General features: G+C 72.7%; 21 protein-coding genes and 1 pseudogene. 3 read left to right on the top strand and 19 right to left on the bottom strand.

Going from position 1 to position 22,603, the window contains the following annotated elements; genetic code table 11:
• Window positions 1–86 precede the first annotated feature (86 nt).
• The 7 genes from ACIPK4_RS32265 to ACIPK4_RS32235 all read right to left on the bottom strand — a co-directional run bounded on the left by ACIPK4_RS32265 (window position 87) and on the right by ACIPK4_RS32235 (window position 7,610).
• Window positions 87–1,103 carry a TIGR03842 family LLM class F420-dependent oxidoreductase gene (locus tag ACIPK4_RS32265; protein ID WP_402319300.1) on the bottom strand — a complete coding sequence of 339 codons (1,017 nt, stop codon included), beginning with the start codon at window positions 1,101–1,103 and terminating at the stop codon, window positions 87–89.
• A gap of 56 nt (window positions 1,104–1,159) precedes the next feature.
• On the bottom strand, window positions 1,160–2,560 hold the full coding sequence (hydA, locus tag ACIPK4_RS32260; RefSeq protein WP_402319297.1) for a dihydropyrimidinase: 1,401 nt from the start codon (window positions 2,558–2,560) through the stop codon (window positions 1,160–1,162).
• Window positions 2,561–2,576: 16 nt separating this feature from the next.
• Entirely contained in the window at window positions 2,577–3,872 is a 1,296-nt protein-coding gene (locus ACIPK4_RS32255) for an aspartate aminotransferase family protein (protein ID WP_402319294.1), read from the bottom strand.
• Window positions 3,869–4,711 (bottom strand): nitrilase-related carbon-nitrogen hydrolase, encoded by an 843-nt coding sequence (locus ACIPK4_RS32250; RefSeq protein ID WP_054226426.1) that lies wholly within the window; start codon window positions 4,709–4,711, stop codon window positions 3,869–3,871. Before ACIPK4_RS32250 ends, ACIPK4_RS32255 begins: the two co-directional genes overlap by 4 nt.
• Window positions 4,712–4,862: 151 nt before the next feature.
• Window positions 4,863–6,554, bottom strand: coding sequence for a hypothetical protein (locus ACIPK4_RS32245; protein WP_402319291.1), 1,692 nt, complete (start codon window positions 6,552–6,554; stop codon window positions 4,863–4,865).
• A gap of 99 nt (window positions 6,555–6,653) precedes the next feature.
• On the bottom strand, window positions 6,654–7,034 hold the full coding sequence (locus tag ACIPK4_RS32240) for a PPOX class F420-dependent oxidoreductase (protein WP_376194536.1): 381 nt from the start codon (window positions 7,032–7,034) through the stop codon (window positions 6,654–6,656).
• A gap of 324 nt (window positions 7,035–7,358) precedes the next feature.
• On the bottom strand, window positions 7,359–7,610 hold the full coding sequence (locus ACIPK4_RS32235) for a helix-turn-helix transcriptional regulator (protein WP_363179334.1): 252 nt from the start codon (window positions 7,608–7,610) through the stop codon (window positions 7,359–7,361).
• A 65-nt stretch (window positions 7,611–7,675) separates the two neighbouring features.
• On the opposite strand from ACIPK4_RS32235, the gene map reads away from it, so the two are divergent.
• A complete protein-coding gene (gene map, locus ACIPK4_RS32230) occupies window positions 7,676–8,443 on the top strand; it encodes a type I methionyl aminopeptidase (protein ID WP_402319287.1) in 768 nt (255 codons plus the stop codon).
• Between the two features lie 68 nt (window positions 8,444–8,511).
• On the opposite strand, the gene ggt is transcribed toward map, so the two are convergent.
• Window positions 8,512–10,317 (bottom strand): gamma-glutamyltransferase, encoded by a 1,806-nt coding sequence (gene ggt, locus ACIPK4_RS32225; RefSeq protein WP_402319284.1) that lies wholly within the window; start codon window positions 10,315–10,317, stop codon window positions 8,512–8,514.
• Between the two features lie 114 nt (window positions 10,318–10,431).
• Here ggt and ACIPK4_RS32220 point away from each other — a divergent pair, with 114 nt between their 5' ends.
• The gene (locus ACIPK4_RS32220) at window positions 10,432–11,157 is read left to right on the top strand and encodes a hypothetical protein (RefSeq protein WP_402319281.1); all 726 of its coding nucleotides are present in this window, start codon (window positions 10,432–10,434) and stop codon (window positions 11,155–11,157) included.
• On the opposite strand, the gene ACIPK4_RS32215 is transcribed toward ACIPK4_RS32220, so the two are convergent.
• From ACIPK4_RS32215 to ACIPK4_RS32190, 6 genes are all read right to left on the bottom strand, one after another.
• Window positions 11,117–12,415 (bottom strand): cytochrome P450, encoded by a 1,299-nt coding sequence (locus ACIPK4_RS32215; protein ID WP_402319278.1) that lies wholly within the window; start codon window positions 12,413–12,415, stop codon window positions 11,117–11,119. The genes ACIPK4_RS32220 and ACIPK4_RS32215 overlap by 41 nt on opposite strands.
• A 44-nt stretch (window positions 12,416–12,459) precedes the next feature.
• On the bottom strand, window positions 12,460–12,966 hold the full coding sequence (locus ACIPK4_RS32210) for a hypothetical protein (RefSeq protein WP_402319275.1): 507 nt from the start codon (window positions 12,964–12,966) through the stop codon (window positions 12,460–12,462).
• Complete coding sequence (locus ACIPK4_RS32205; RefSeq protein WP_402319272.1) at window positions 12,963–14,408, bottom strand: ATP-binding protein; 1,446 nt, start codon at window positions 14,406–14,408, stop codon at window positions 12,963–12,965. The genes ACIPK4_RS32210 and ACIPK4_RS32205 overlap by 4 nt, the downstream gene beginning before the upstream one ends.
• The gene (locus ACIPK4_RS32200) at window positions 14,405–15,088 is read right to left on the bottom strand and encodes a response regulator transcription factor (RefSeq protein WP_054226707.1); all 684 of its coding nucleotides are present in this window, start codon (window positions 15,086–15,088) and stop codon (window positions 14,405–14,407) included. The genes ACIPK4_RS32205 and ACIPK4_RS32200 overlap by 4 nt, the downstream gene beginning before the upstream one ends.
• A gap of 7 nt (window positions 15,089–15,095) precedes the next feature.
• Window positions 15,096–16,730 (bottom strand): murein biosynthesis integral membrane protein MurJ, encoded by a 1,635-nt coding sequence (murJ, locus tag ACIPK4_RS32195; protein WP_402319406.1) that lies wholly within the window; start codon window positions 16,728–16,730, stop codon window positions 15,096–15,098.
• Between the two features lie 89 nt (window positions 16,731–16,819).
• On the bottom strand, window positions 16,820–17,989 hold the full coding sequence (locus ACIPK4_RS32190; RefSeq protein WP_402319269.1) for a lipid II:glycine glycyltransferase FemX: 1,170 nt from the start codon (window positions 17,987–17,989) through the stop codon (window positions 16,820–16,822).
• Between the two features lie 216 nt (window positions 17,990–18,205).
• Between ACIPK4_RS32190 and ACIPK4_RS32185 the strand changes: the two genes are divergently transcribed.
• Window positions 18,206–19,417 carry an Ig-like domain-containing protein gene (locus ACIPK4_RS32185; protein ID WP_376194558.1) on the top strand — a complete coding sequence of 404 codons (1,212 nt, stop codon included), beginning with the start codon at window positions 18,206–18,208 and terminating at the stop codon, window positions 19,415–19,417.
• A gap of 174 nt (window positions 19,418–19,591) precedes the next feature.
• On the opposite strand, the pseudogene ACIPK4_RS32180 reads toward ACIPK4_RS32185, so the two are convergent.
• From ACIPK4_RS32180 to ACIPK4_RS32160, 5 genes and pseudogenes are all read right to left on the bottom strand, one after another.
• Window positions 19,592–19,726: pseudogene (locus ACIPK4_RS32180) on the bottom strand (ABC transporter substrate-binding protein); the annotation flags it as partial.
• A gap of 204 nt (window positions 19,727–19,930) precedes the next feature.
• Window positions 19,931–20,371 carry a DUF6278 family protein gene (locus ACIPK4_RS32175; RefSeq protein WP_054226703.1) on the bottom strand — a complete coding sequence of 147 codons (441 nt, stop codon included), beginning with the start codon at window positions 20,369–20,371 and terminating at the stop codon, window positions 19,931–19,933.
• A 66-nt stretch (window positions 20,372–20,437) separates the two neighbouring features.
• A complete protein-coding gene (locus tag ACIPK4_RS32170) occupies window positions 20,438–21,223 on the bottom strand; it encodes an exodeoxyribonuclease III (RefSeq protein WP_376194562.1) in 786 nt (261 codons plus the stop codon).
• Between the two features lie 30 nt (window positions 21,224–21,253).
• Window positions 21,254–21,886, bottom strand: a complete 633-nt coding sequence (locus ACIPK4_RS32165; RefSeq protein WP_402319265.1) for an MBL fold metallo-hydrolase — start codon at window positions 21,884–21,886, stop codon at window positions 21,254–21,256.
• A 119-nt stretch (window positions 21,887–22,005) separates the two neighbouring features.
• On the bottom strand, window positions 22,006–22,593 hold the full coding sequence (locus ACIPK4_RS32160; protein WP_054226700.1) for a hypothetical protein: 588 nt from the start codon (window positions 22,591–22,593) through the stop codon (window positions 22,006–22,008).
• Window positions 22,594–22,603 lie beyond the last annotated feature (10 nt).

Below are 22,603 nucleotides of genomic sequence, written 5' to 3'. Positions count from 1 at the left end.
GGACGACGGCTCGGCCGGCCTGACGGCAGCTCACGGCGTTGCAGCGGTGCCCGGCCTTGCAGCCGTCAGGCGAGGGGGCCGGAGGTTCAGGCGTTGATCGTGGGGATGACGTCGGTGCCGTACGCGTCGATGGTGGCCTCGCGGTTGTCGTGCATGTCGTAGACGGCGAACTGGTCGACGCCCAGGGACTGGAGGTGGCGGAGCTTGTCGACGTGGGCCCCGGCGGGGCCGAGCAGGCAGAAGCGGTCGACGATCTCGTCGGGGACGAAGTCGGCGGAGGGGTTCCCGGCGCGGCCGTGGTGGCTGTAGTCGTAGCCCTGGCGGGCCTTGATGTACTCGGTGAGCTCGTCCGGGACCATCGAGGAGTGCTCGCCGTAGCGGGAGACGAGGTCGGCGACGTGGTTGCCGACCATCCCGCCGAACCAGCGGCACTGGTCGCGGGCGTGGGCCAGGGCGGCCGGCGAGTCGTCCGCCGTGACGTACGCCGGGGCCGCCACGCAGATGGTGACCGACGCCGGGTCGCGCCCCGCCTCGGTCGCGGCCTCCCGTACCGCTTTCACCATCCACTCGGTCAGGTAGGGGTCGGCGAGCTGGAGGATGAACCCGTCGGCCTTCTGACCGGTCAGGGCGAGCGCCTTCGGACCGTACGCGGCCATCCAGACCGGAAGTTTCCCGTCCTTGATCCATGGAATCCGCAACGGCTTGCCGTCGACCACGGCCTCGCGGCCCTCGGCGAGGTCGCGGATCACCTCGATGGCCTCGCCGAGGCGGGCCAGGGTGTTGGGGGCCCTGCCGGCGACGCGCATGGCGGAGTCGCCGCGGCCGATGCCGCAGACGGTGCGGTTGCCGTACATGTCGTTGAGGGTGGCGAAGGTGGAGGCGGTCACCTCCCAGGTCCGGGTTCCCGGGTTGGTCACCATGGGGCCGATGTGGAGCTTCTGCGTGTTGGCGAGGATCTGGCTGTAGATGACGAAGGGTTCCTGCCACAGCACGGCGGAGTCGAAGGTCCAGCCGTAGCGGAAGCCGTTGCGTTCGGCGCGCTTCATCAGGCTGACGACCTGGGAGGCGGGCGGGTCGGTCTGCAGGACGAGGCCGAAGTCCATGCGTCGCTCCTTGCTGGGGAGTGCGGGCGCCGGGGCGTGCGGGCCCCGGCCGCCCCTTAGAGGTACTGGCAGGTGGAGCGGGGGATGAACACCCCGTGGCCGGCCCGCCCGGTGTACTCGCGGCGGTCGATGACGAGTTCACCGCGGGAGAGCACGGTGTCGACGCGGCCGGTGATCCGCTTGCCCTCGTACGCCGAGTAGTCCACGTTCATGTGGTGCGTCTCGGCGGAGATGACCTGCTCGGCGTGCGGATCGTAGAGGACGATGTCGGCGTCGGAGCCGGGCGCGATCGTGCCCTTCTGGGGGTAGAGGCCGAACATCCGGGCCGGGCTCGCGCAGGCGATCTCGATCCAGCGGCGGCGGCTGATGTGCCCGTCCACCACGGCCTGGTGGAGGAGGTCCATGCGGTTCTCCACGCCCGGCAGCCCGTTGGGGATCTTCGAGAAGTCGCCGCGGCCGAGCTCCTTCTGGCCGCGGAAGCAGAACGGGCAGTGGTCGGTGGAGACCACCTGGAGGTCGTTGGTCCGCAGGCCCCGCCAGAGGGCGGCCTGGTGCTCCTTCGGCCGCAGCGGGGTGGAGCAGACGTACTTGGCGCCCTGGAAGTCGGGCTCCGCGAGGTTGTCGGTGGACAGGAACAGGTACTGCGGGCAGGTCTCGCCGAACACCGGCAGGCCCTTGTCGCGGGCGGCGGCGAGCTCGGCCACCGCCTCCTGCGCCGAGACGTGGACGACGTACAGCGGGGATCCGGCGACGCGCGCGAGCTGGATCGCCCGGTGGGTGGCCTCGGCTTCGAGGAGGACCTTGCGGACCTCTCCGTGGTGGCGGGGGTCGGTCTCGCCACGGGCCAGGGCCTGTTCGACGAGGACGTCGATCGCGATGCCGTTCTCGGCGTGCATCATGATGAGCCCGCCGTTGCCGGAGGCCCGCTGCATGGCGCGCAGGATCTGCCCGTCGTCGCTGTAGAAGACTCCGGGGTAGGCCATGAACAGCTTGAAGGAGGTGACGCCCTCCCCCACCAGGTGGTCCATCTCCTTCAGGGTCCCCTCGTTGACGTCCGAGAGGATCATGTGGAAGGCGTAGTCGACGGCGCACTTGCCGTCGGCCTTGTCGTACCAGGTGTCGAGCCCCTGCCGCAGGGACTGGCCCCTGCTCTGCACGGCGAAGTCGACGATGGTGGTGGTGCCGCCCCAGGCGGCGGCGCGGGTCCCGGTCTCGAAGGTGTCCGAGGCGGCGGTCCCGCCGAAGGGGAGCTCCATGTGGGTGTGGGCGTCGACCCCGCCGGGGATGACGTACTTCCCGCCGGCGTCGATCGTGCGGTCGGCCGTCCAGGCGCCGGCGGCCGCGGAGCCGTGGGCCGCGAGGGCGGCGACGCGGCCGTCCTCGACCAGGACGTCGGCGTGGAGTTCGTCGGCGGCCGTGACGACGAGGCCGCCGCGGATCAGGGTGCGGATGGACATGTGCGGCGCCTCCCGGTCACACGATGCTGTGCAGGGCCCGTTCGAGGATCTCGGCGCCCTCTTCCGCCTCGGCGACGGTGAGGGAGAGCGGCGGCGCGATGCGCAGCACGCTGGTGTTGTACCCGCCGCCCTTGCCGAGCAGCAGGCCGCCTTCGCGGGCGGCCTCCAGTACGGCGGCGGCCGCGTCCGGGTCGGCCTCGTCGGTGCCGGGCTTCGTCAGCTCCAGGCCGGCCATCAGGCCCCGGCCGCGGACCTCCCGTACGGCGGGCACGGAGGCGGAGACGGCGCGCAGCCGTTCCAGGAGCAGGCCGCCGACGCGGCGGGCGTTGGCCTGGAGGTCGTGCTCCAGCAGGTACGCGAGGTTGGCGACGCCGGCGGCCATGGTGACCGGGGAACCTCCGAAGGTCGAGATGGAGTTGGTGTCGATGCAGTTCATCACCTCGGCTCGGGCTACGACGCCGCCGACGGACATGCCGTTGCCGATGCCCTTGGCGAAGGTGAGGATGTCCGGCGGCCCGTTCTGGGCGTGGGCCTGCCAGCCCCAGAAGTGGTCTCCGGTGCGGCCCCAGCCGGTCTGCACCTCGTCGCTGATCCAGAGGACGCCGTGCCGGTCGAGGACCTCACGGAAGGCCCCGTACAGGCCGTCGGGCGGGGCGGTGAACCCGCCGACGCCCTGGATGGGCTCCGCGATGAGGGCGGCGACGCCGCCGCGGGCCTGGCCGAGCACGTCCTCGAGGTCGGCGACGGCGGCGGCCGTGAACTCGGCGTCGCCCAGGTGCGCGAAGGGGCCCCGGCTGCGGACGGCGCCGTGCACGTAGTACGTCTGGAGCGGGGAGAGGCTGGTCGGGGACCAGCCGCGGTTCCCGGTGACGGAGACGGTCGAGAAGGACCGGCCGTGGTAGCTGTTGCGCATCGCCAGGATCTGGTTGGAGCGGCGGTACGCGGTCGCCAGCAGCAGGGCGGTGTCGTTGGCCTCGGTGCCGGAGGTGGTGAAGAAGACCCGCGCGTCGGGGATGCCCGACAGGGCGGCGATCCGCTCGGCCAGCTCGATCATCGGGCGGTTGAGGTACAGGGTGGAGGAGTGGATGAGCCGCCCGGCCTGTTCGGAGACGGCCTTGGTGACCTCGGGCAGGGCGTGGGCGGTCATCGTCGTCAGGATGCCGCCGAAGAAGTCGAGGTAGCGGTTGCCGTCCGCGTCCCAGACGTGGCGGCCCTCGCCGTGCGTGAGCTCGATGGGGCGGTCGTAGTAGAGGGCGAGCCAGTCGGGCAGGACGGACTGGTGGCGGGTGTGCAGGGGGATCGGGTTGGTCACGGCTGTACGAGCCCTCCGTAGGCGTCGGGGCGGCGGTCGCGGTAGAAGGCCCACTGGTCGCGGACCTGTTTGATCAGGTCGAAGTCGAGGTCCCGGACGAGGAGTTCCTCGTCCTTTCCGCTGGCGACCTCTCCGACGAACTGGCCGCGGGGGTCGACGAAGTAGCTGGTGCCGTAGAAGTCGTTGTCGCCGTACTCCTCCTGGCCGACGCGGTTGATCGCGGCGACGAAGTACTCGTTGGCGACGGCCGCGGCGGGCTGCTCCAGCTGCCAGAGGTAGGAGGACAGTCCCCGGTGGGTGGCGGAGGGGTTGTAGACCAGCTGGGCCCCGGCCAGGCCCAGGGCGCGCCAGCCCTCGGGGAAGTGGCGGTCGTAGCAGATGTAGACGCCGACGCGGCCGACGGCGGTGTCGAAGACGGGCCAGCCGAGGTTGCCCGGTCGGAAGTAGTACTTCTCCCAGAAGCCCTTGACCTGGGGGATGTGGTGTTTGCGGTACTTGCCGAGGTAGCTGCCGTCGGCGTCGATGACGGCGGCGGTGTTGTAGTAGAAGCCCTCGGATTCGAGCTCGAAGACCGGGACGACGATGACCATGCCGGTCTCCCGGGCGAGTTCCTGCATCCGTCGGACGGTGGGGCCGTCGGGGACGGGTTCGGCCCACCGGTAGTGCTCGGGCTCCTGGACCTGGCAGAAGTAGGGGGCGTTGAACACCTCCTGGAAGCCGATGATCTGCGCACCGTCGGCGGCGGCCCGCCGGGCGTGCTCCTCGTGCTTGGCGATCATCGACTCGGTGTCTCCGGTCCAGGTGGCCTGGACGAGTGCGGCGCGGACGACTTGGGCCATGAGCTGCTCCTCGCGACGGGAACGCCGAGTTCTACGCACGTAGACGGTGTCCGTAGGGAGTAGAACGTAGGCCGCGTCACACCGTGGGGCAAGAGCGCCTTGCACGGTTGGCGTAGTCGATCGCATTACGCCACCGCGCGATCTATTGCGATCAGGAGACGGACGGTTTCGCAATCCGCAGGGCGTGTACGAGGTCACGGTGGTGCGTGACGGACAGGGCCTCGGCGGCCCGGAGCAGCCGGGGGGTGAACCACCGGGGAGCACGGCGCGCGAGCCGGACCGCCTCCTCGGCGGTGCGGACCTTGACGAACGCACCGAGCAGGGCGTCGGCCTCGGCGAGGCGGCCGGCTCCGGCCAGGGCCAGGGCGGCGTCGGCGATCTCGTCGGCGGGGCGGGCTGCGCCCTGGCGCAGCAGCGCCTCGCAGTCGGCGCCGCGGCCGGCTTCGCCGAGGGCGGCCGCGGCCGCGGCGAGCCGCTCGGGCGGGAGCGAGGCCGCCTCCCACAGCAGCGTGGCCCAGTCCGCGCCGAGCCCGGCCCGCAGCAGCTCGTCGGCGAAGCGGGGCAGCCGCTCGGCGGGCCAGGCGGCGGCCTCGCACAGCAGGACGTGCGCCTCCCCGCTGCGCCCCTCGGCCCGCAGTCCCGCCAACTCCCGGACGACCTCCGCGATCCGGCCCGCCTCCGGAACCCCGGCGGCCTCCCCCGGGACGGTGTGTTCCGGCGCGGCGGCCCCCTCCGGCGGGGCGGCCTGCTCCGGCGCGACCCCGCTCTCGCTCCCGGCCTGCCCGTCCGGCCGCGGCGGGGCGAAGCGGGCCCGGCCGAGCGCGGCCCGGGGTTCCGGCGCGGTGGAGTGGGCGAAGCGGGCGCCGCGGGGCGGGCCGACGGACCCGTCCGGCTGTCCGGGCGGCGGGGTGAAGGGCACGGGCGCGGGCTCGGCGGCGCCCGCGTTCCGGGCCCCGCCGGCCCGGCGGCCCCCGCGCAGCCGACGCCCCTCGGCCGGACCGATGGGCGGCTCGGGCTGCTCCTCCCCCGCCTCGCGCTGCCGCGGAACGCCGAGCAGCGGCCCGTCCCCCGCCGCTGCGGCCCACGGCCCGCCCGGCCCGGAGTCCGCCCCGTCGGCGGGCCGTTCGCCACCGTGCGGGGCCCCGGGGCCCGGGCTCCGCGGCCCGCCGGCGCCGGCTCCGGCGCCCCACGCCCCGGCCTGCGCCCCGCCGCCCGAACCCGGCCCCGAGCCCAACCCCGTGCCCGTGCCCGGAACCGTCGGGCCGGTGGGCCAGGGGCCGCCGGGCTGCGCCGTGCTCGCCGGGGCGTGCGCGGGGCGGGTCCCGTGGGGTGCGTCGACCGTGGCCTGCCCGGGCCCCGGGGCGCCCGGTCGGCCCGGAGCCGCCGGGGATGCGGGCGGGGCCAGGGCGGAGAGGCGGGACGCGAGGTCGTGGTGGCGGGCCGCTGCCCGGGCCGCGTCGTCGCGGGTCCAGGCGAGTTCCGCGGCCAGCGCGTCCGCCTCGGTCCGGTCCGTCGTCGCGGCCAGTCGCGCTGTCAGCGCGTGGGCCGCGGCCTCCGAGGCGGCCTGCTGGTCGGCGGTCGCCGCCAGCAGGGTCTGCAGTTCCCGCACGCCGCCCGGCAGCCGGTCCCACGCGGTGACCGCCGCGGCCCGCAGTCGGGCCGCGTGCTGCGTCTCCCGGGCCGCGGACTCGGCCCCCCTGATCCGCGCGAGGTCGCCGAGCAGCGACTCCACCACGTCCCACGGCGGCATCGCCGCGCCGTCCAGACAGGCCCGCAGGCCCTCGGGATCCCTGCGCAGGAACTCCCCGTACCAGCCCGTCCCCGGATCGAGTCTCTGCGTCAACCCTCGTAAGTAATAAGAGAGTTGACCGATCGCCAGCGAAGTCGCGGTCTCCATGGCCGCATTGGACCCCACCGGTGTTACGGGCGGGCTACGGGAGTCTCAAAGCTTGACGGCGATCGCGGTGTGCGGCCGCTTTCCGCCACGGGCCAGCATGGCCGGTACGTCCAGCAGCCAGAACTGCCACGTGTACTTGCGCAGCATCAGCGCGCGCACGCGCTTGAGCCCCGCCTCGTCCAGCAGCCGCGCCTCCCCCTCCACCGCGGGCGCTCCCTCCGCGACCCGGCCGCGCACGTCACACGCGCTGACCGTGACCCGCCCGTTGTTGCGGATCCGCTTCACCTTCCAGGAGTCGGTGCGCGTCCACACGTACAGCTCGCCGCCGTCGGCCACCGCCCACACGGGTGTCGCCACGGGTGTGCCGTCCTTGCGGAACGTGGTCAGGCTGACGTACTTGCCCCGGTTCAGCTCATCGAGAGTCATTCCGGGAGCCTACGACGCCACCCGGGGCATGGAAGGCCGCGTCACCCGGCTTCCTGTCCCGGGCGGGCCCCTGCGGCACCGCGCAGGCGGCGAGCAGCAGGCCGGCCGCGAGCAGGGCGCCGAGCAGGGCGAATCCGAGCCGTTGGGATGCGTTCGAGGCTGACACGCCTTCACGCCTGCCCCGCTCCCGCCGGCCCGCACCGCCGATTGGGCCGTTCGGCCCGCCGGCCCGCCCGAAAGAAACCCGCAGGTCCGCGGGCCGGACGGGGCTCTGACAGACGTCAGCCGGATGCCTGGCGGGGTCAGCCGGACGCCTTGCGGGGGTCAGGCGGGCACGAAGGAGCAGCGGCGCAGCACGTCGTCGAGGGAGAGGCCGAGCGCCTCGGCGAGGGCGGCCACGGTGAAGAACGCCGGCGTCGGCGCGCGGCCGGTCTCGATCTTGCGGAGGGTTTCGGCGGACAGCCCGGCGCTCGCGGCGACCTCGACCATGCTGCGGCCGCCGCGGGCCTCGCGCAGCAGTGCGCCCAGGCGCTCGCCGCGCTCGCGCTCTTCGGGTGTCAGTGGGGTGCGGACCATGGCCGCCATCCTACCCCCTCCCCCAATAACTATCCCGTTAAAGTTATACCGGTATAGTTATTGGCATGGTGGAACTGAAGACAGCAGAGTCGATCGAAGCGATGCGCGCCCCGGGCCGGGTCGTCGCCCGCACCCTGGCCGCCGTACGGGAGGCCGCCCGGGTCGGGGTCGGCCTGGAGGACCTGGACCGGGTGGCGCGCGGGGTGCTGGCCGGGGCCGGTGCGAGCTCGCCGTTCCTCGGCTACCGGCCGGAGTTCGCGCCGGTGCCCTTCCCCGCGGTGATCTGCACCTCGGTCAACGACGCGATCGTGCACGGCGTCCCCGACGGCTACCGGCTGCGCGACGGCGACCTGGTCAGCATCGACTGCGGGGCGGAGCTCGGGGGCTGGGTCGGTGACGCGGCGGTCAGCTTCACCGTCGGCCGGCCGCGCCCCGCCGACCTGCGCCTGATCGAAACCGCCGAGGCGGCGCTCGCCGCCGGAGTCGCCGCCGCGGTGCCCGGCAACCGGATCGGCGACATCGCCCACGCCATCGGCACGGTCTGCCGCTCCGCCGGATACGGCGTACCGGACGGGTTCGGCGGCCACGGCATCGGCCGCAGGATGCACGAGGACCCGGGCGTGCCCAACGAGGGCCGGCCGGGACGCGGCATGAAGCTGCGCCCCGGCATGGTCCTCGCGATCGAGCCGATGCTGGTCGCGGGCGGTACGGACGACTACCGCTGCGACGGCGACGGCTGGACCCTGCGGACCGTCGACGGCAGCCGCGCCGCACACGCGGAGCACACGGTGGCGATCACCGCCGACGGCCCGAGGATCCTCACGGCCCTGTGATCCCGTACGGGCTCCCTGCGGGTTCCGCGGGGTCCCCAGGGTTCCCCGGGTCGCGTCGTACGGGTTCCCTACGGCTTGCCCTGCGGGTGGACCACCATCGCCGAGCCCCCGCCCCGCCGGCTCGTCTCGGCCGCGGCCAGCCAGCGCCCGTCCGGGAGCCGCTGGACCCCGGTCGCCGCGCCGATCTCCGGGTTCTGCCGGAAGCCCTGGCCCAGCGCCTCCAGCTCGGCGCGCACCGGGCTGTTCCACAGGCCGGGTTCCAGCTCGGTGGTGGTCTGGTTGCGCTGGCTGGCCCGCGGCGCCGCGATGGCGTCGACCAGCGGCAGGCCCCGGTCCAGGTGCCCGGTCAGGGTCTGCAGGACGGTGGTGATGATGGTGGCGCCGCCCGGGGAGCCCACGGCGAGCACCGGCCGACCGTCGTCGAGCACGATGGTCGGGGACATGGACGAGCGCGGCCGCTTGCCGGGCCCGGGCAGGTTCGGGTCCGGGACCCCGGGGGCGGCCGGGGCGAAGGAGAAGTCGGTCAGCTCGTTGTTGAGGAGGAAGCCGCGGCCCGGGACGGTGATCGCGCTGCCTCCGGTGGACTCGATGGTCAGGGTGTAGGAGACGACGTTGCCCCAGCGGTCGGCGACCGTCAGGTGCGTGGTGTTCTCCCCCTCGTAGGTGGTCGGGGCGGCCTGTCCGGAGCCGCCGCAGGCCGCCGGGTGGCGCGGGTCGCCGGGGGCGAGCGGGCTGGTCAGCGTCCGGTCCGGGGAGATGAGGCAGCCGCGCGAGTCGGCGAACCCCTGCGAGAGCAGTTCCCTCGTGGGCACGTTCACGGCGGCCGGATCGCCGACCCAGCGGCCCCGGTCGGCGAACGAGATCCGTGAGGCCTCGATGAAACGGTGCAGGTACTGGGTCTCGGACAGCTTCGAGAGGTCGGTGCGCTCCAGGATGTTGAGCGCCTCGCCGACGGTGGTGCCGCCCGAGGAGGAGGGCGCCATGCTGTACACGTCGAGTCCCCGGTAGCCGACCCGGGTCGGGGCCTGGCGCTTGGTCTCGTACGCGCGCAGGTCGTCGGCGGTCAGGTCGCCGGAGCGGACGGTGCGGGTGGCGGCCGGGTCCACGGGGGGTGTGCGGACGGCCCGGACGATGTCCTCGGCGATCGGGCCCCGGTAGAGCGCGCCGGTGCCCTTGCGGGCCAGTTCCGCGTACGTGGCCGCGAGGTCGGGGTTCTTGAAGGTGGAGCCGACCACGGGCAGGGCGCCGCCGGGCAGGAAGAGCTTCCTGGTGTCGGGGAAGTCCTTGAAGCGGTCCTGGTTGAGCTCGGTCTGGGCCCGGAAGGTCGCGTCGACGGTGAACCCGTCGCGGGCCAGCTTCTCAGCGGGCTTCAGCAGCTTGCCGAGCGGGCGGGTGCCCCAGGCGTCGAGGGCGCTCTTCCAGGTGGCCGGGGTGCCGGGGACGCCGACGGAGCGGCCGCTGGTCTGGCCTTCGGCGAACGGGATGGGGACGCCGTTCTCCTGGAACAGGCCGGCGGTGGCCGTGGCGGGCGCCGTCTCGCGGCCGTCGATGGTCTGCACCCGGCGGGACGCGGCGTCGTAGTAGACGAAGTAGCCGCCCCCGCCGATGCCGGCCGAGTACGGCTCGGTCACCCCGAGCGCGGCGGCCGTCGCGACGGCGGCGTCCACGGCGTTGCCGCCGGACCGCAGGACGGCGAGGCCGGCGGCCGAGGCGTCGGCGTCGACACTGGCGACGGCCCCGCCGTACCCGACGGCGACCGGGACCTTGGCGGGTGTGCCGCCCGCCGCCTGCGACGGCGGGGCCGCGGCGCCGGTGGAGACCAGCGCCCCGGCGAGGGCGGCGAGCGCTAACTGACGTGTGGCCGAGCGACGCATCCGAACCTCCAGTCGACGGCCTGTCGGACCCCACCGGACAGGCCTGAACTCGGCACTGTAACTTCACCGCACCCCCCGCGTCAGGAAGACCTCGCGGGGGCTAGCATCCGCCGCATGAACGACGACGTGCGCAACATCGTGCTCGGGGTGGTGGCCACCGCCGTCAGCGGCGGCTTCGGCTGGTTCACCCGGACCTATCTGTGGCGCCGCGACCTGCGCCGCAAGCAGGCCTTCTTCGGGCTGCCGACCGGATCGGACTGCCTCTTCGTGGTCAACCGCCAGATGGGCGGAAAGGATTCGTCACTGCACCGTAACGACGCCTTCGCCCTGCTGGAGATATCCGGCCTGATCCGCGACTGCGGGGCGACCGTGCAGATCGTGCCGCACGACGCGGCCCGGCAGGGGTTCGGCGAGCGCACCGAGTTCTGTGTGGGCGGCCCCGCCTCCAACTCCCGTACGACCGCCCATCTGGCCTCGCTGCTGCCGGGTGTGCAGGTCGACGTCAGCACCGATCCGGGCCCGGAGCGGGGGTCGATCAGCGTGGGCGGGGAGAGGTACCTCTGGGAGAAGGGCATGGTCGAACACGTCGTGCTGGCACGTCTGGTGACGGAGCGCGGCACGCGCCCGGTGTTCCTGCTGTCGGGGCAGACCGCCAACAGCAACCAGGCGGCCGCCCGCTACCTGGCCAAGCACCACAGGGAGCTGGCGCGCAGGCACGGCCGCGACTCGTTCTGCCTGTTGCTCAAGGTGATCAACTCCGATGCCTACGGGCCGGACGTGACGGAGCTGGTCGCGGACGTCACCCGGCAGGCCCGGACACCCGCAGTGGCAACCGCGTGATCCCGTTGATGAAGTTCGACACCAGCCGGCGCGGCGGGCCCGCGAGTTCCGGGGCGGGCATGGCCGCGCGCCACTCCTCGTAGAGCACGCGCAGCTGGAGGCGGGCGAAGTGGGCGCCGAGGCAGACGTGCGGGCCGTCACCGAAGGAGACGTGCGCGTTGGGCGTCCGGCCGAGGTCCAGGCGCCCGGGGTCGGTGAAGACGCGTTCGTCGTGGTTGGCGGAGGCGTGGAAGACCACCACCTTGTCACCGGCGCGGATCCGCCGTCCGGCGAGTTCGGTGTCGGTGGCGGCCGTGCGGCGGAAGCTGAGCACCGGCGGGTGGACGCGCAGCAGTTCGTCGACGGCGGTGTCCAGCGGGGCCCGCCCGTCGGCGAGCAGCCGGTACGCGCCGGGGTCGCCGGCCAGGGCCAGCAGGCCGCCGGGGGCTGCGCTGCGTACGGTGTCGTTGCCCGCGACGGTGAGCAGGAAGAAGAACATCTCGAGCTCTGGGGGGTCGAGTCCGGCCTCGGCGAGCGCGGTCATCACGTCGTCGCCCGGGTGGGTGCGTTTGTGGGCGGCCAGTTCCCGGGCGTACGTGAACATCTCGCCCAGCAGCGCCGGGGAGCGCGGGTTGAGGGGCTTGCCGTCGGCGCCGAGCAGGGGCGCGGGCGCGTCCTCGGGATCCTGGTAGCCGATGATCCGTACGGTCCATTGCAGCAGGAGGTCCCGGTCGGCGGCCGGAACGCCGAGCAGGTCCGTGAGGTTGAGCAGGGCGTACTCGTCGGTGACCGTGCGGACCAGGTCGGCGGCTCCGTCCTCGGCCTGTGCGCGGGCGGCGGCGAGCAGGGTGCGGGCCCGCTCCCGGACCCGGCCGGCGAACGCGTCGACGCGGGCTGGGGTGAAGGCGCGGGAGACCAGCCGGCGCAGCCTCCCGTGGCCGCCCGCCGTCTTCGCCGGGTCCTGGTTGAGCATGGTGCGCCGCAGGAACGGCAGGTCGGCCGGGTCGGGGTCGCGGATCTGGGTGGCGCCGAGCCAGGAGGAGTACGTGGTGTGGTCGCGCAGGACGCGGACGACGTCGGCGTGCCGGGTGACCGCCCAGAATCCGGGACCGGCGGGCCAGCCCCGGACCTCCGGCTCCTCCTGCCAGGCGACGGGGTGCCGGTCGCGCAGCAGCCGGTAGCTCTCGTGCGGGATCCCGGCGGCGTAGATCCGGGGGTCGAAGACGTCGGGCACGGGGGCTGCGGGTACCTGGGCGGATGGCACGGCGGCGGGGTCCATGGGGTCACCGTGGCCGCAGCGCCCGCCCTGCCGCAAGGGGACGGTCAGTCGTCGAGTTCGCAGCGGGCGGGTCCGACCGAGGTGTCGGTGCCGCGCAGGACCACCGTGTACTTCGGGTTGGTGGAGGCCGCCGTGCACACGAGCTGGCGGCGGGCCGTGTCGGACAGGCCGGCGACCGCGAACGGCAGCCGGACCTCCAGGACGTCCCCGGAGACGCTGGCCGAGAGGCCGAAGGGGGGCTTCCTGTCGGCGGGTGCGGGCACCCGGGTCCCCAGGCCCGCGGCCTTCTCCTCGTCGAGGGGGCCGATGAGCAGCCGCATGAGGACGGACACCGGCGACTTGGCGGGCTGGTCCTGCTCGGGTACGGGGGCCAGCCGTCCGTCGGGCATCACGAAGTACACGGTCCCCAGGGTGCCCGGGCCGGGGATGATCACCTTCGCGGCGGCCCCGCTCTCGATGACGCCCGTCGGCTTGATCCCGCATCCGGCGAGCAGCGGCCCGCCCAGCAGCAGGGCCGCGGCGGCGGCCGCGGCCGTACGTGTCCGGGTCATGCGTCGGCCTCCAGCGGCATGTCGAGCGTGAACACCGCTCCCCTGGCGGGTCCGTTCGCGGCGTGCAGGGTGCCCCCGTGCAGCCGGACGTTCTCCAGGGTGATGGCGAGGCCGAGGCCGCTTCCCGCGGAGCGGGTACGGGCGGCGTCGGCCTTGAAGAACCGGTCGAAGATGTGCGGCAGCACCTCGGGCGCGATGCCGGGCCCGCTGTCGGCGACGTCGATCAGCAGCCGGGGGCCGCCGGGCCGTACCTCGGTGCGCACGGTGACGTGGACGGGGGCGCCGCCGTGCCGGAGTGCGTTGCCGACGAGGTTGGCCAGGATCACGTCGAAGCGGCGCGGGTCGAGCCGGGCGCGGACCTGCGACGGCAGTTCGGTGACCACCCGCTCGTCGTCCCAGTGGCGCAGCTCCAGGGTCTTGCGGACGGCCTCGGCCACGTCCACGTCGTCGAGGTTGAGCTCGGCCGCGCGGGCGTCGAAGCGGGAGATCTCCATGAGGTCCTCGACGAGGACGGCGAGCTTGCCGGTCTCGGAGCTGACCAGCCGCAGGGCGGCGGCCGTGTCGGGGTCGAGGCGCTCGGCGTCCTCGTCCAGGACCTCGGTGACGGCGAGCATCCCCGACAGCGGGGTGCGCAGCTCGTGGGAGACGTCGGAGGCGAAGCGGCGGGCCCGGGTCTCGGCGTCCCGCAGTTCGCTCACGGACCGTTCGAGGGCGCGGGCGGTCTCGTTGAAGGTGCGGGCGAGTCCGGCGAGCTCGTCGGCGCCGCGGACCTCGATCCGGGTGTCGAGGCGGCCGCGGCCCAGGTGCTGGGCGGCGCGGCGCATGTCCCGTACGGGGCGCAGCACGCTGCGCGCGGCGAGCAGGGCGGGGACGACGGCGATGGCGAGGCCGGGGACGGCGCCGCGCTTGGCGGCTTCGACCATGGCCTCGACGGTCTTGCCCTCGGTGGTGAGCGGCATGGTCGCGAAGACGACCACGCCGGTGGGTTCCCGGACGTCGCTGTGGAGCCAGACGGCCGGCATGCCGACGGCGAGGTACGGGTTGCCGGAGGCGTCGGTCACGCGCTGGAAGGCGCCGTGCGGATGGGCCGTGACCTGGCGGCGGAGCTGTTCGGTGACCAGGGTGGAGGTGGGTGCGGTGGTGGTGCTGGAGGCGCGCAGGGTGCCGTACTCGGCGAAGATGTTCCACGGGTGCGGTTTGCCGCGTTTGGCGATGTCGTTGACGACCCGCTGGAGCTGGGCCTGGTCCAGCGGCAGTTGGAGGGGCTGGTTCTCCACCTGGTCGCGCAGGGTGCTGACGGCGGTGTCCTGGCTCTGCTTGAGGACGGCGGTGCGTGCCTGCTGGTAGGTCAGTGCCGCGGTGGTCACCGCGGTGATCGCGGCGACCAGCAGGAAGGCCGCGATCAGCCGGGTGCGCAGCCCGAGGGGCGCGATGCGCCTCACAACGGCCCGAACCGGTAGCCGAAGCCGCGCACGGTCTGGATGTAGCGGGGGCTGCCGTCGACGTCCTCGACCTTGGTGCGCAGGCGGCGTACGCAGGCGTCCACGAGCCGGGCGTCGGCGTGGTAGCTGTGGTCCCAGACGCATTCGAGGAGCTGCTGGCGGGAGAAGACCTGCTCGGGCGAGGCGGACAGGTGCAGCAGGAGTTTGATCTCGCTGGGGGCGAGGGGGACGCGTTCGCCGTTCTTGGCGACGGTCAGCCCGGCGCGGTCGATGGCCAGCTCGCCGTGGAACTCGATGTCGGGGCGGCTGCCGGCCGGGGCGCCGAGGCGGCGCAGGACGGCTTTGATGCGGGCCTCGATGACCTCGGTGCGGGCGGGTTTGACGATGTAGTCGTCGGCGCCGGCTTCGAGGCCGACGACTATGTCGAAGTCGTCGCCGCGGGCGGTCAGCATGATGATCGGGAGCTGGCTGGTCTCGCGTATGCGGCGGCAGACCTGTACGCCGTTCATCCCGGGCAGCATGAGGTCGAGCAGGACCAGCTCGGGGCTGAAGCCCGTCATCAGGGCGAGGCCCGCCTCACCCGTCTCGGCGGCGGCCACCTCGTGGCCGCGGCGGCGCAGGCCGAGGGCGACTCCTTCCCGGATGGAAGGGTCGTCCTCGATCAGCAGTACGCGTGGCATCCGGTCATTATCCAGGGTGTTTCGCCGACTTCGGATCGTCCAGCCGGCCGGTCTTGCGCCGCAGGGAGTCCAGCAGATCGGTGATCTCGGTGAGGCCCAGCGGCCTGGCGAGGAGTACGACGACGAGTGCGAGGGCCGCGGTTCCCGCGCCGATCGCGGCGAAGTCGCCGAGGCCGTCGGCGGCCCGGGCGGCCGCGTACCCGGCGGCGGCGCCCGGCAGGCAGGCGGTCAGCAGCCGAAGGTGGGTGCGGGCGGCGGTGGTGCGCCGTTCGGTACGGGTTCCCGTGCGGGGGCCGAGCCGCCGGGAGAGGGTGTACGCGGTCACCGCGAGGCCCGCGAACAGTGCGACGGAGTAGGCGCCGGCCATGCCGGTGACCGCCCAGCGCGGTGGCAGCAGGAGGTAGGCGGCGGCGGACAGGCCTGCGTTCAGGCCGGCGATGACCAGGTTCAGGAAGAACGGGGTCCGGGTGTCGGAGAGGGCGTAGAAGGCGCGCGAGAGGACGTACTGCCCGGAGAAGGCGATCAGGCCGGGTGCGAAGGCGACGAGCATGCCCGCCATGACCTCGATGTCGGCGGCGCCGGTGCGTCCGTACCCGAAGACGCTGCCCATGATCCAGGGGGCGAGCGCGGCGAACAGCGCGGCGGCGGGGACGACGAGGGCGGCGCTGGAGCGCAGCGCGTAGGAGACGTCGCGGCGGACGCCGCCGAGGTCGCCCTCGGCCGCCGCCGAGCTCATCCGGGGCATCAGGGCGGTGACGAGGGAGACGGTGATGATGCCCTGCGGGACGATCCACAGCTGGTAGGCGTTGCTGTAGGCGGTGTACCCGGCGCCGCCCGCGAGGCCGGCCTCCACGGCGCGGTGTCCGGTGGCGGTGGAGAGCCGGGTGACGACCCAGTAGCCGATCTGGTTGGTGAAGACGAGCATGACCAGCCAGCTCGCGTTGCGCAGCGGGCGGGCCAGGCCCTGGCCGCGCCAGTCGAAGCGGGGGCGCCAGCGGAAGCGGGCGGAGCGCAGCGAGGGGACCAGGGCGAGGGCCTGGATGACGATGCCGGCCGTGGTGCCCAGGCCCAGCAGGCGGGTCTCGGCGGCCGTCAGGCCGTCCGCCGCGCCGTGGGAGACGTGGAGGAAGAGCCCGAAGACGCCGATGATCACGACGTTGTTGAGGACCGGGGTCCACATCATCGCGCCGAACCGGCCGCGGGCGTTCAGGACCTGGCCGAGCAGGGTGAACAGGCCGTAGAAGAGGATCTGCGGGAGGCAGTACCGGGCCAGTGCGACGGTGGTGCTCGCCTGGCTGCCGGTGTAGGGCGTGTACGCGGAGACGATCAGCGGTGCGGCGAGCACGGCGACGGCGGTCAGTACGACGAGCACCGCGGTGCAGGCGGTCAGCAGCCGGTCGGTGTAGGCGGCCCCGCCGTCCTCGTGCTCCTTGGCGGCCCGGACCAGCTCGGGGACGAAGACGGCGTTGAGCGCGCCGCCGATGAGCAGCATGTACAGGATGTTCGGGACGGTGTTGGCGACGGCGTAGCCGTCGCCGAGCAGCCCGGTGCCGAGTGCGGCGACGACGACGGCGGAGCGGACGAAGCCGGTGGCGCGGGAGACGATCGAGCCGGCGGCCATGAGCGCGCCGCTGCGCAGCACCGACGTCTTCGCCGGTGCCGGCCGGGCCGGGCCGTCGGCGGACGCGCCGTCGGCGGCCGGGCCGGGTGCCGGCCGGGTGTCGGTGGTGGTCACCGGCGGGCCATGTAGGCCTGGAAGCCCTTGTACAGGGCCGTGTTGGTGTATCCGTCCATCGGGGTCTCCCACTCGCCGAGGGTTTCGACGACCTGCCCGCCGGTGCCGAGCTTCCAGCGCAGCAGCCCGAAAGATCGTTCGTCGGGGTCGAGAGTGGAGGGTACCCCGCGCATGTCGTACTCGTCGGCCCCGAGGGTGTGGGCGTCCCGCATCATGCGCCACTGCAGGGCGTTGCTGGGGCGGACCTCGCGGCGGTGGTCGGCGGAGGCCCCGGTCTGGTACCAGACCCGGCGCCCGGCCACGATCATGGTGTGCGCGGCGAGGATCTCGCCTTCGTGGATGCCCAGGTAGAGGCGCATCCGGCCGGGCGATTCGGCGTTGAGGGCCTCGTACTGCCGCTGGTAGTAGGAGAGCGCGCGGCCCAGGCGGAACCCGTCGCGCTCCTCGGTGATGCGCAGCAGCCGGTAGAACTCGGGCAGGTCGGCGGCGGTGCCGAGGACCGTCTCCACGCCGGCCTTCTCCGCCTTGCGCACGTTGCGCCGCCACTCCTGGTTGAGGCCGGACCACAGCTCGTCGACGGAGCGGCCCGCGAGCGGCACGCGGAAGACGTGGCGCGGCTGGGCGTCGCCGTCGTCCTCGCCTCCGCAGCGGGTCCAGCCACGGGTGCGCAGCCGGTCGGCGAGGGCCGCGCCGACGGGGTCGACCTCGGTGGCGAGCACATCGGACACCTGCCGGCCGGGACCGGTGGCGGACTTGACGGCGGCGGCGTCCCAGCGGCGGTAGGCGGGCGTGGGCCCGATCCGGACGGCGAACGCGCCGGCCGCGCGCAGGTGGCGCTTGAGGGGCTCCAGCCACCGGTCGATGTGCGGGTCGGACCAGTCGGCGACGGGACCCTCGGGGAGGTAGGCGAAGTATTTCCGGGTGCCGGGGAATTGGCGGTAGAGGACCAGTCCGGCGCCGGCCATCTGCCCGTCCGGGTAGTGCCATCCGACCCTTTCCGAGCGCCACTGGTCCTTTACGGCGGCCCAGGACGGGTACTGGAGAAAGCTGGCATTCCGGTTTCGCGAAAGGAAGGCCTCGTATTCCGGAACGGACAGGGAACGCACGCTCAGTTCCCGGTCCGGGGACTGGTTTCGGTGAGCGGGGGTCACGAGCAGTGCGCACACGGCGGATCGGCCTTCCTGTACGTCCGGGGAAGCGGGACGCACAGGACTCTCACAGGTGTCCATGACCGCGGTGCGCGGCGATTGTGACCGGACGATGACCGTTTTGCTGCGGTGCACGTCACAAGAGGCGGACGAATCTTTTCGGCGGATTGCGCAACCTACAGTCGTGCCGTTCGCATCTCCTTTTGCGATCGATCATTACTTGGAGGGGTTTCGTTGAGCCGCACACGCCGTATCGCACGCAGTCGCCACGCCATGCTGGCCGGGACCGCACTCATGGCCGCAGCGCTGACCGCCTGCTCGGGCGGGAGCGGCGGCGGGACCGACTCCGGCAAGGGGGAGATGAAGAAGAAGCCGGACATGGCCATCTCCGTGAACCTCACGGGCGATCAGGCCAAGCCCGGCGAGCCGGTGAAGGTGACCCTCGCCGAGGGCAAGCTGGCCCTGGTGAAGGTGTCCGACGGCAAGGGCAACGAACTGCCCGGCAAGATAGCCGACGACGGCAGGACGTGGACCTCCGAGCGCAACGCCTCGCCGGGCACCGAGTACAAGGTCGAGGCGCAGAACACCGACAGCCAGAGCGCGAACGCCCAGTTCAAGACGGTCGCCGCGGACAAGGTCAACAAGGTCACGATCAACCCGGGCAAGGCGAACGGCGTGGTGGGCGTGGCCCAGCCGGTCTCGATCGTCTTCGACAACCCGGTGAAGAACAAGGCCGAGGTCGAGAAGCACCTGAAGGTCACCACCTCGAACAACACCGAGGGCTCCTGGGGCTGGTTCAAGGACTACACCGGCAACGACCGGGTGGACTGGCGGCCGAAGGACTACTGGAAGTCCGGCACCGAGGTCAAGGTCGAGATGAACCTCAACGGGGTGGACTCGGGCCAGGGCGGCGGCATGTTCGTCAAGGACTACAACACCGAGTTCAAGATCGGTAAGGACCGCCGTCTCCAGGTCGACCTGAACACCCACAAGATGACGGTGACCGAGGACGGCCAGACGGTGAAGACCATCCCGGTCTCGGCGGGCACGCCCGGCGGCAAGAAGGCCTCCTGGCTCGGGAAGATGGTGCTGATGACCAAGGAGGGCACCATCCGGATGGACTCCCAGACGGTGGGCCTGGGTGACTCCTACGACAAGATGGTCGACTACTCGATGCGGGTGACCTGGTCGGGCATGTACATCCACGCCGCGCCGTGGAACACCGGCAACTTCGGTCGCGCCAACACCAGTTCCGGCTGTGTCGGGATGAGCGACTCCGACGCGAAGGCCCTCTTCGCCGAGGCCCAGGTCGGCGACCTGGTCGAGGTCTCCGGCGAAGGCTCCAAGGGCAAGGCCGACATCGGCAACGGCTACGGCGAGTGGAACCTGTCCTGGGACGAGTGGAAGGCCAAGAGCGCCCTGAGCGGCACGCCGCAGAACGGCTGATGCACGAGCACGACCCCACCGGCGCAGCTGACCTTCTCCTCGCCGTGCACCGATCCCTCGTACTCCTCGGTACCTCTGCGCGAGCAGTGATCTGCGGCTGCTGCCGGACGGGGCGGCTCTTCGGAGCTACCGTGAACCGCCCGGCAGCACCGTTCCGGGTTCCGGCGCGGGGCGCTCCTTCGCGCCGACCACCAGGCGGCCGCGCTTCCTGGCCCTCTTCCGGGTGGGCGACCGGGGCAGCCGGAAGCCCGTCGCGACCTTGTCCACCGCCGGGTCCTCGGGCTGCGGGCCCTTGACCGGCGGACCGCCGGCGTGCGGTCGGTGTCCTGGAGGACGCGCAGGGCCCCGTAGTGCTTGTTGACGTTCCGCAGCTCGATCAACCGATCGACGGCCATGCGCTGCCCTGCCCACCTGTCGGAGTGTCGAGGTCAGCGCAAACTATCCAGCGGCGGAAGGGCGCTTCCGCTCGACACGCCTAAAGGCGACATAAACATCGAACGGGGCCCGTGGAGGTCAGCCCTCGGAGGCTTCGGCGTACGCCTGGGACAGCTCGGGGGACCCCGTCATCGCCCACGACACCCCCGACTCCACCACGTTCAGCTCGCGGCCCGAGGCCAGGCGGATCACCGGCTGGCCGTTGGGCCAGACCTGCCAGGCGGCGCCCAGCCTGGTCCGGATGATCACCGTGCCGAGGTAGAAGCCCGCGTCGTTGCCGAGCCAGGGCACCACCTCCGGGTCCCGGCGCCAGCGGGGCATCAGCTGGTCGAGCGCCTCCAACGAGGCCGGACTCTCGTCGAGTTCCAGTCCGGCCGCCCGCGCGTGGACGCGCAGCATCTCGCATTCCGAGAACAACTCGTTGACGTTCTCGGGATCGTCCGCGAGGGCGGCGGCCAGCCCCGCACCCCGTTCCGTTTGGTGCCGGTTCAGCCAGTGGTCCAGGAAGGGGATGTTCATACGGACCAGCCTGGCACCAGGATCCCGCGCTGGCCACAGGGCGCGCGGGATCCGCCCGGGGACCGGCTACGCGTCCAGCGCCAGGTCCACGACGACCGGGGCGTGGTCCGAGGCGCCCTTGCCCTTGCGCTCCTCGCGGTCGACGTAGGCGTCGGTGACGGCCTTGGCGAAGGGCTCGTTCCCGTACACCAGGTCGATGCGCATGCCCCGGTTCTTGGGGAAGGCGAGCTGGCGGTAGTCCCAGTACGTGTACGGGCGGTCGTACTTGAGCGGGCGCGGCACCACGTCGGAGAGGCCCGCGGCACGCAGTGCCTCCAGCGCGGCGCGCTCGGCGGGGGTCACGTGGGTCAGGCCCTCGAAGACCGCCGGGTCGTACACGTCCTCGTCGGTGGGGGCCACGTTGAAGTCGCCGAGCACGGCGAACGGGCGCGGCCCGGCCGCGTCTTCGGCGACGGCGGTGGTCAGCGCGCGGAACCAGTCCAGCTTGTAGCCGTAGTGGTCGTGCTCGACCTCGCGGCCGTTCGGCACGTACACCGACCACAGGCGCACTCCGCCGCAGGTGGCGGAGATCGCCCGCGGCTCCTGGACGCCCTCGTAGGCGGGGCCGCCGGGCAGGCCCATGACCACGTCGTCCAGGCCGGCCTTCGAGATCAGGGCCACGCCGTTCCACCTGCCGGTGGCGTTGACGGCCGACTCGTAGCCCAGCTCGCGCAGCTCCGCGTGCGGGAACTGCTCCGCGGAGCACTTGGTCTCCTGGATGCACACGACATCGGTGCCGGAGCTCTCCAGCCAGGCCAGCAGACGGGGCAGCCGGGCGGTGATCGAGTTGACGTTGAACGTGGCGATACGCATGCCGACCAACCTACCGCCCGGCACCGACAGTCACAGTTCGGCGGCGTCCCCGGCGGCGAGCCGCCCGTGCTCGGTGCCGCCCAGTGCGGCCAGGGCGTGGTCGTAGATCGGCCGGGCGATGTCCGAGAGGTAGGCGTCGTGGATGTCGATGGCCCGGCGCGGCTTGACCTCGCGCAGGTAGTCGATCACCTCGGCGACCTTGTTCCAGGGCGCGTGCACGGGGAGCATCAGGGTGTCCACGGGCACCTCGGGCACGGTCAGCGCGTCCCCGGGGTGGAAGAGCGAACCCTCCACGAGGTAGCCGACATTGGTGACCCGCGGGATGTCCGGGTGGATCACGGCGTGCAGCTCGCCGTGCACCTGGACCTCGAACCCGGCGGCGCTGAAGGCGTCCCCGTGGCCGACGGTGTGCACCCGGCCCGGATACGCCGGGGCCAGCCGCTCCGCGACGCTGCGCAGCGTCCACAGCGCGGCCGCCGGGTTCGCGTCGAGGGCGGCCCGCAGCCGGCCCTCGTCGAAGTGGTCGGGGTGCTCGTGCGTGACCAGCAGGACGTCGGCCCCGAGCCCCGCGCCGGGCTCGCTGAACGCGCCCGGGTCGATGACGAGCACGCGCCCGTCCTTCTCCAGTTGGACACAGGAGTGCAGCCGCTTGATGAGCTTCATGATCCCAGGCTAGGCCCTGTCGTCAAACTGCCGTCTGCCCCGCGGGCGACGACGGGAGTTTGACGACAGGGCCTAGCGGCGGGCGCGGCGGGGCGGAGTGGGTACGGGTACGGGCACGTCTACGGGACCGCCGTGGACACCACGTAGACCCTGGGCTTCGCCGGGTCCGTGAGGTCGACCGTGACGTCCCGGGTGGGGCGCGGGCCGGGCTGCTCCAGGGTGGTGCCGTACCAGGCGTTGTCGGGACCCCAGCTCCAGCCGGCGACCGCGGCGTCGTGCGCCCCGATCGAGACCTCGCGGGTCAGCCCGGCCCGGCTGGTGCCGAGCTCGGCGAGGAAGGCGTCCAGGTCGGCGGGGGTCACCGCGAACTGCACGTACAGCCGGCTGGTGCGCCAGTTGTTGGTCTCCAGGAACCCGACCCGCCAAGCCTTCGGCGGGATCGGCACCTCGTAGATGCTGCGCTGCACCTTGGAGGGCCAGCCCGGGCGCACCTTGGTCGCGCCGACCTTGGCGGCCTTGTCGCGGCCGCTCTCCCGGCTCTGCTGGGCGGACACGGCGAGGTAGCCCGCCGGCACGCCGACCAGCAGCAGGATGATGATCGCGGTGATCCAGCGGCGCCTGACGACGTGCCGCCGGTCCTCCACCGGGGGCGGCGCGGCGCCCTCGTCGGGGGGCGGCGCCTGGTGGGGCAGGGAGGGCGGGGTCACTGCGCGTCCC

The organism is Streptomyces sp. NPDC086989 (assembly GCF_044745505.1).
Classification (GTDB): domain Bacteria; phylum Actinomycetota; class Actinomycetes; order Streptomycetales; family Streptomycetaceae; genus Streptomyces.
Note: the sequence above shows the minus strand (reverse complement) of the source record. Positions and strands in the feature narration are given on the sequence as shown.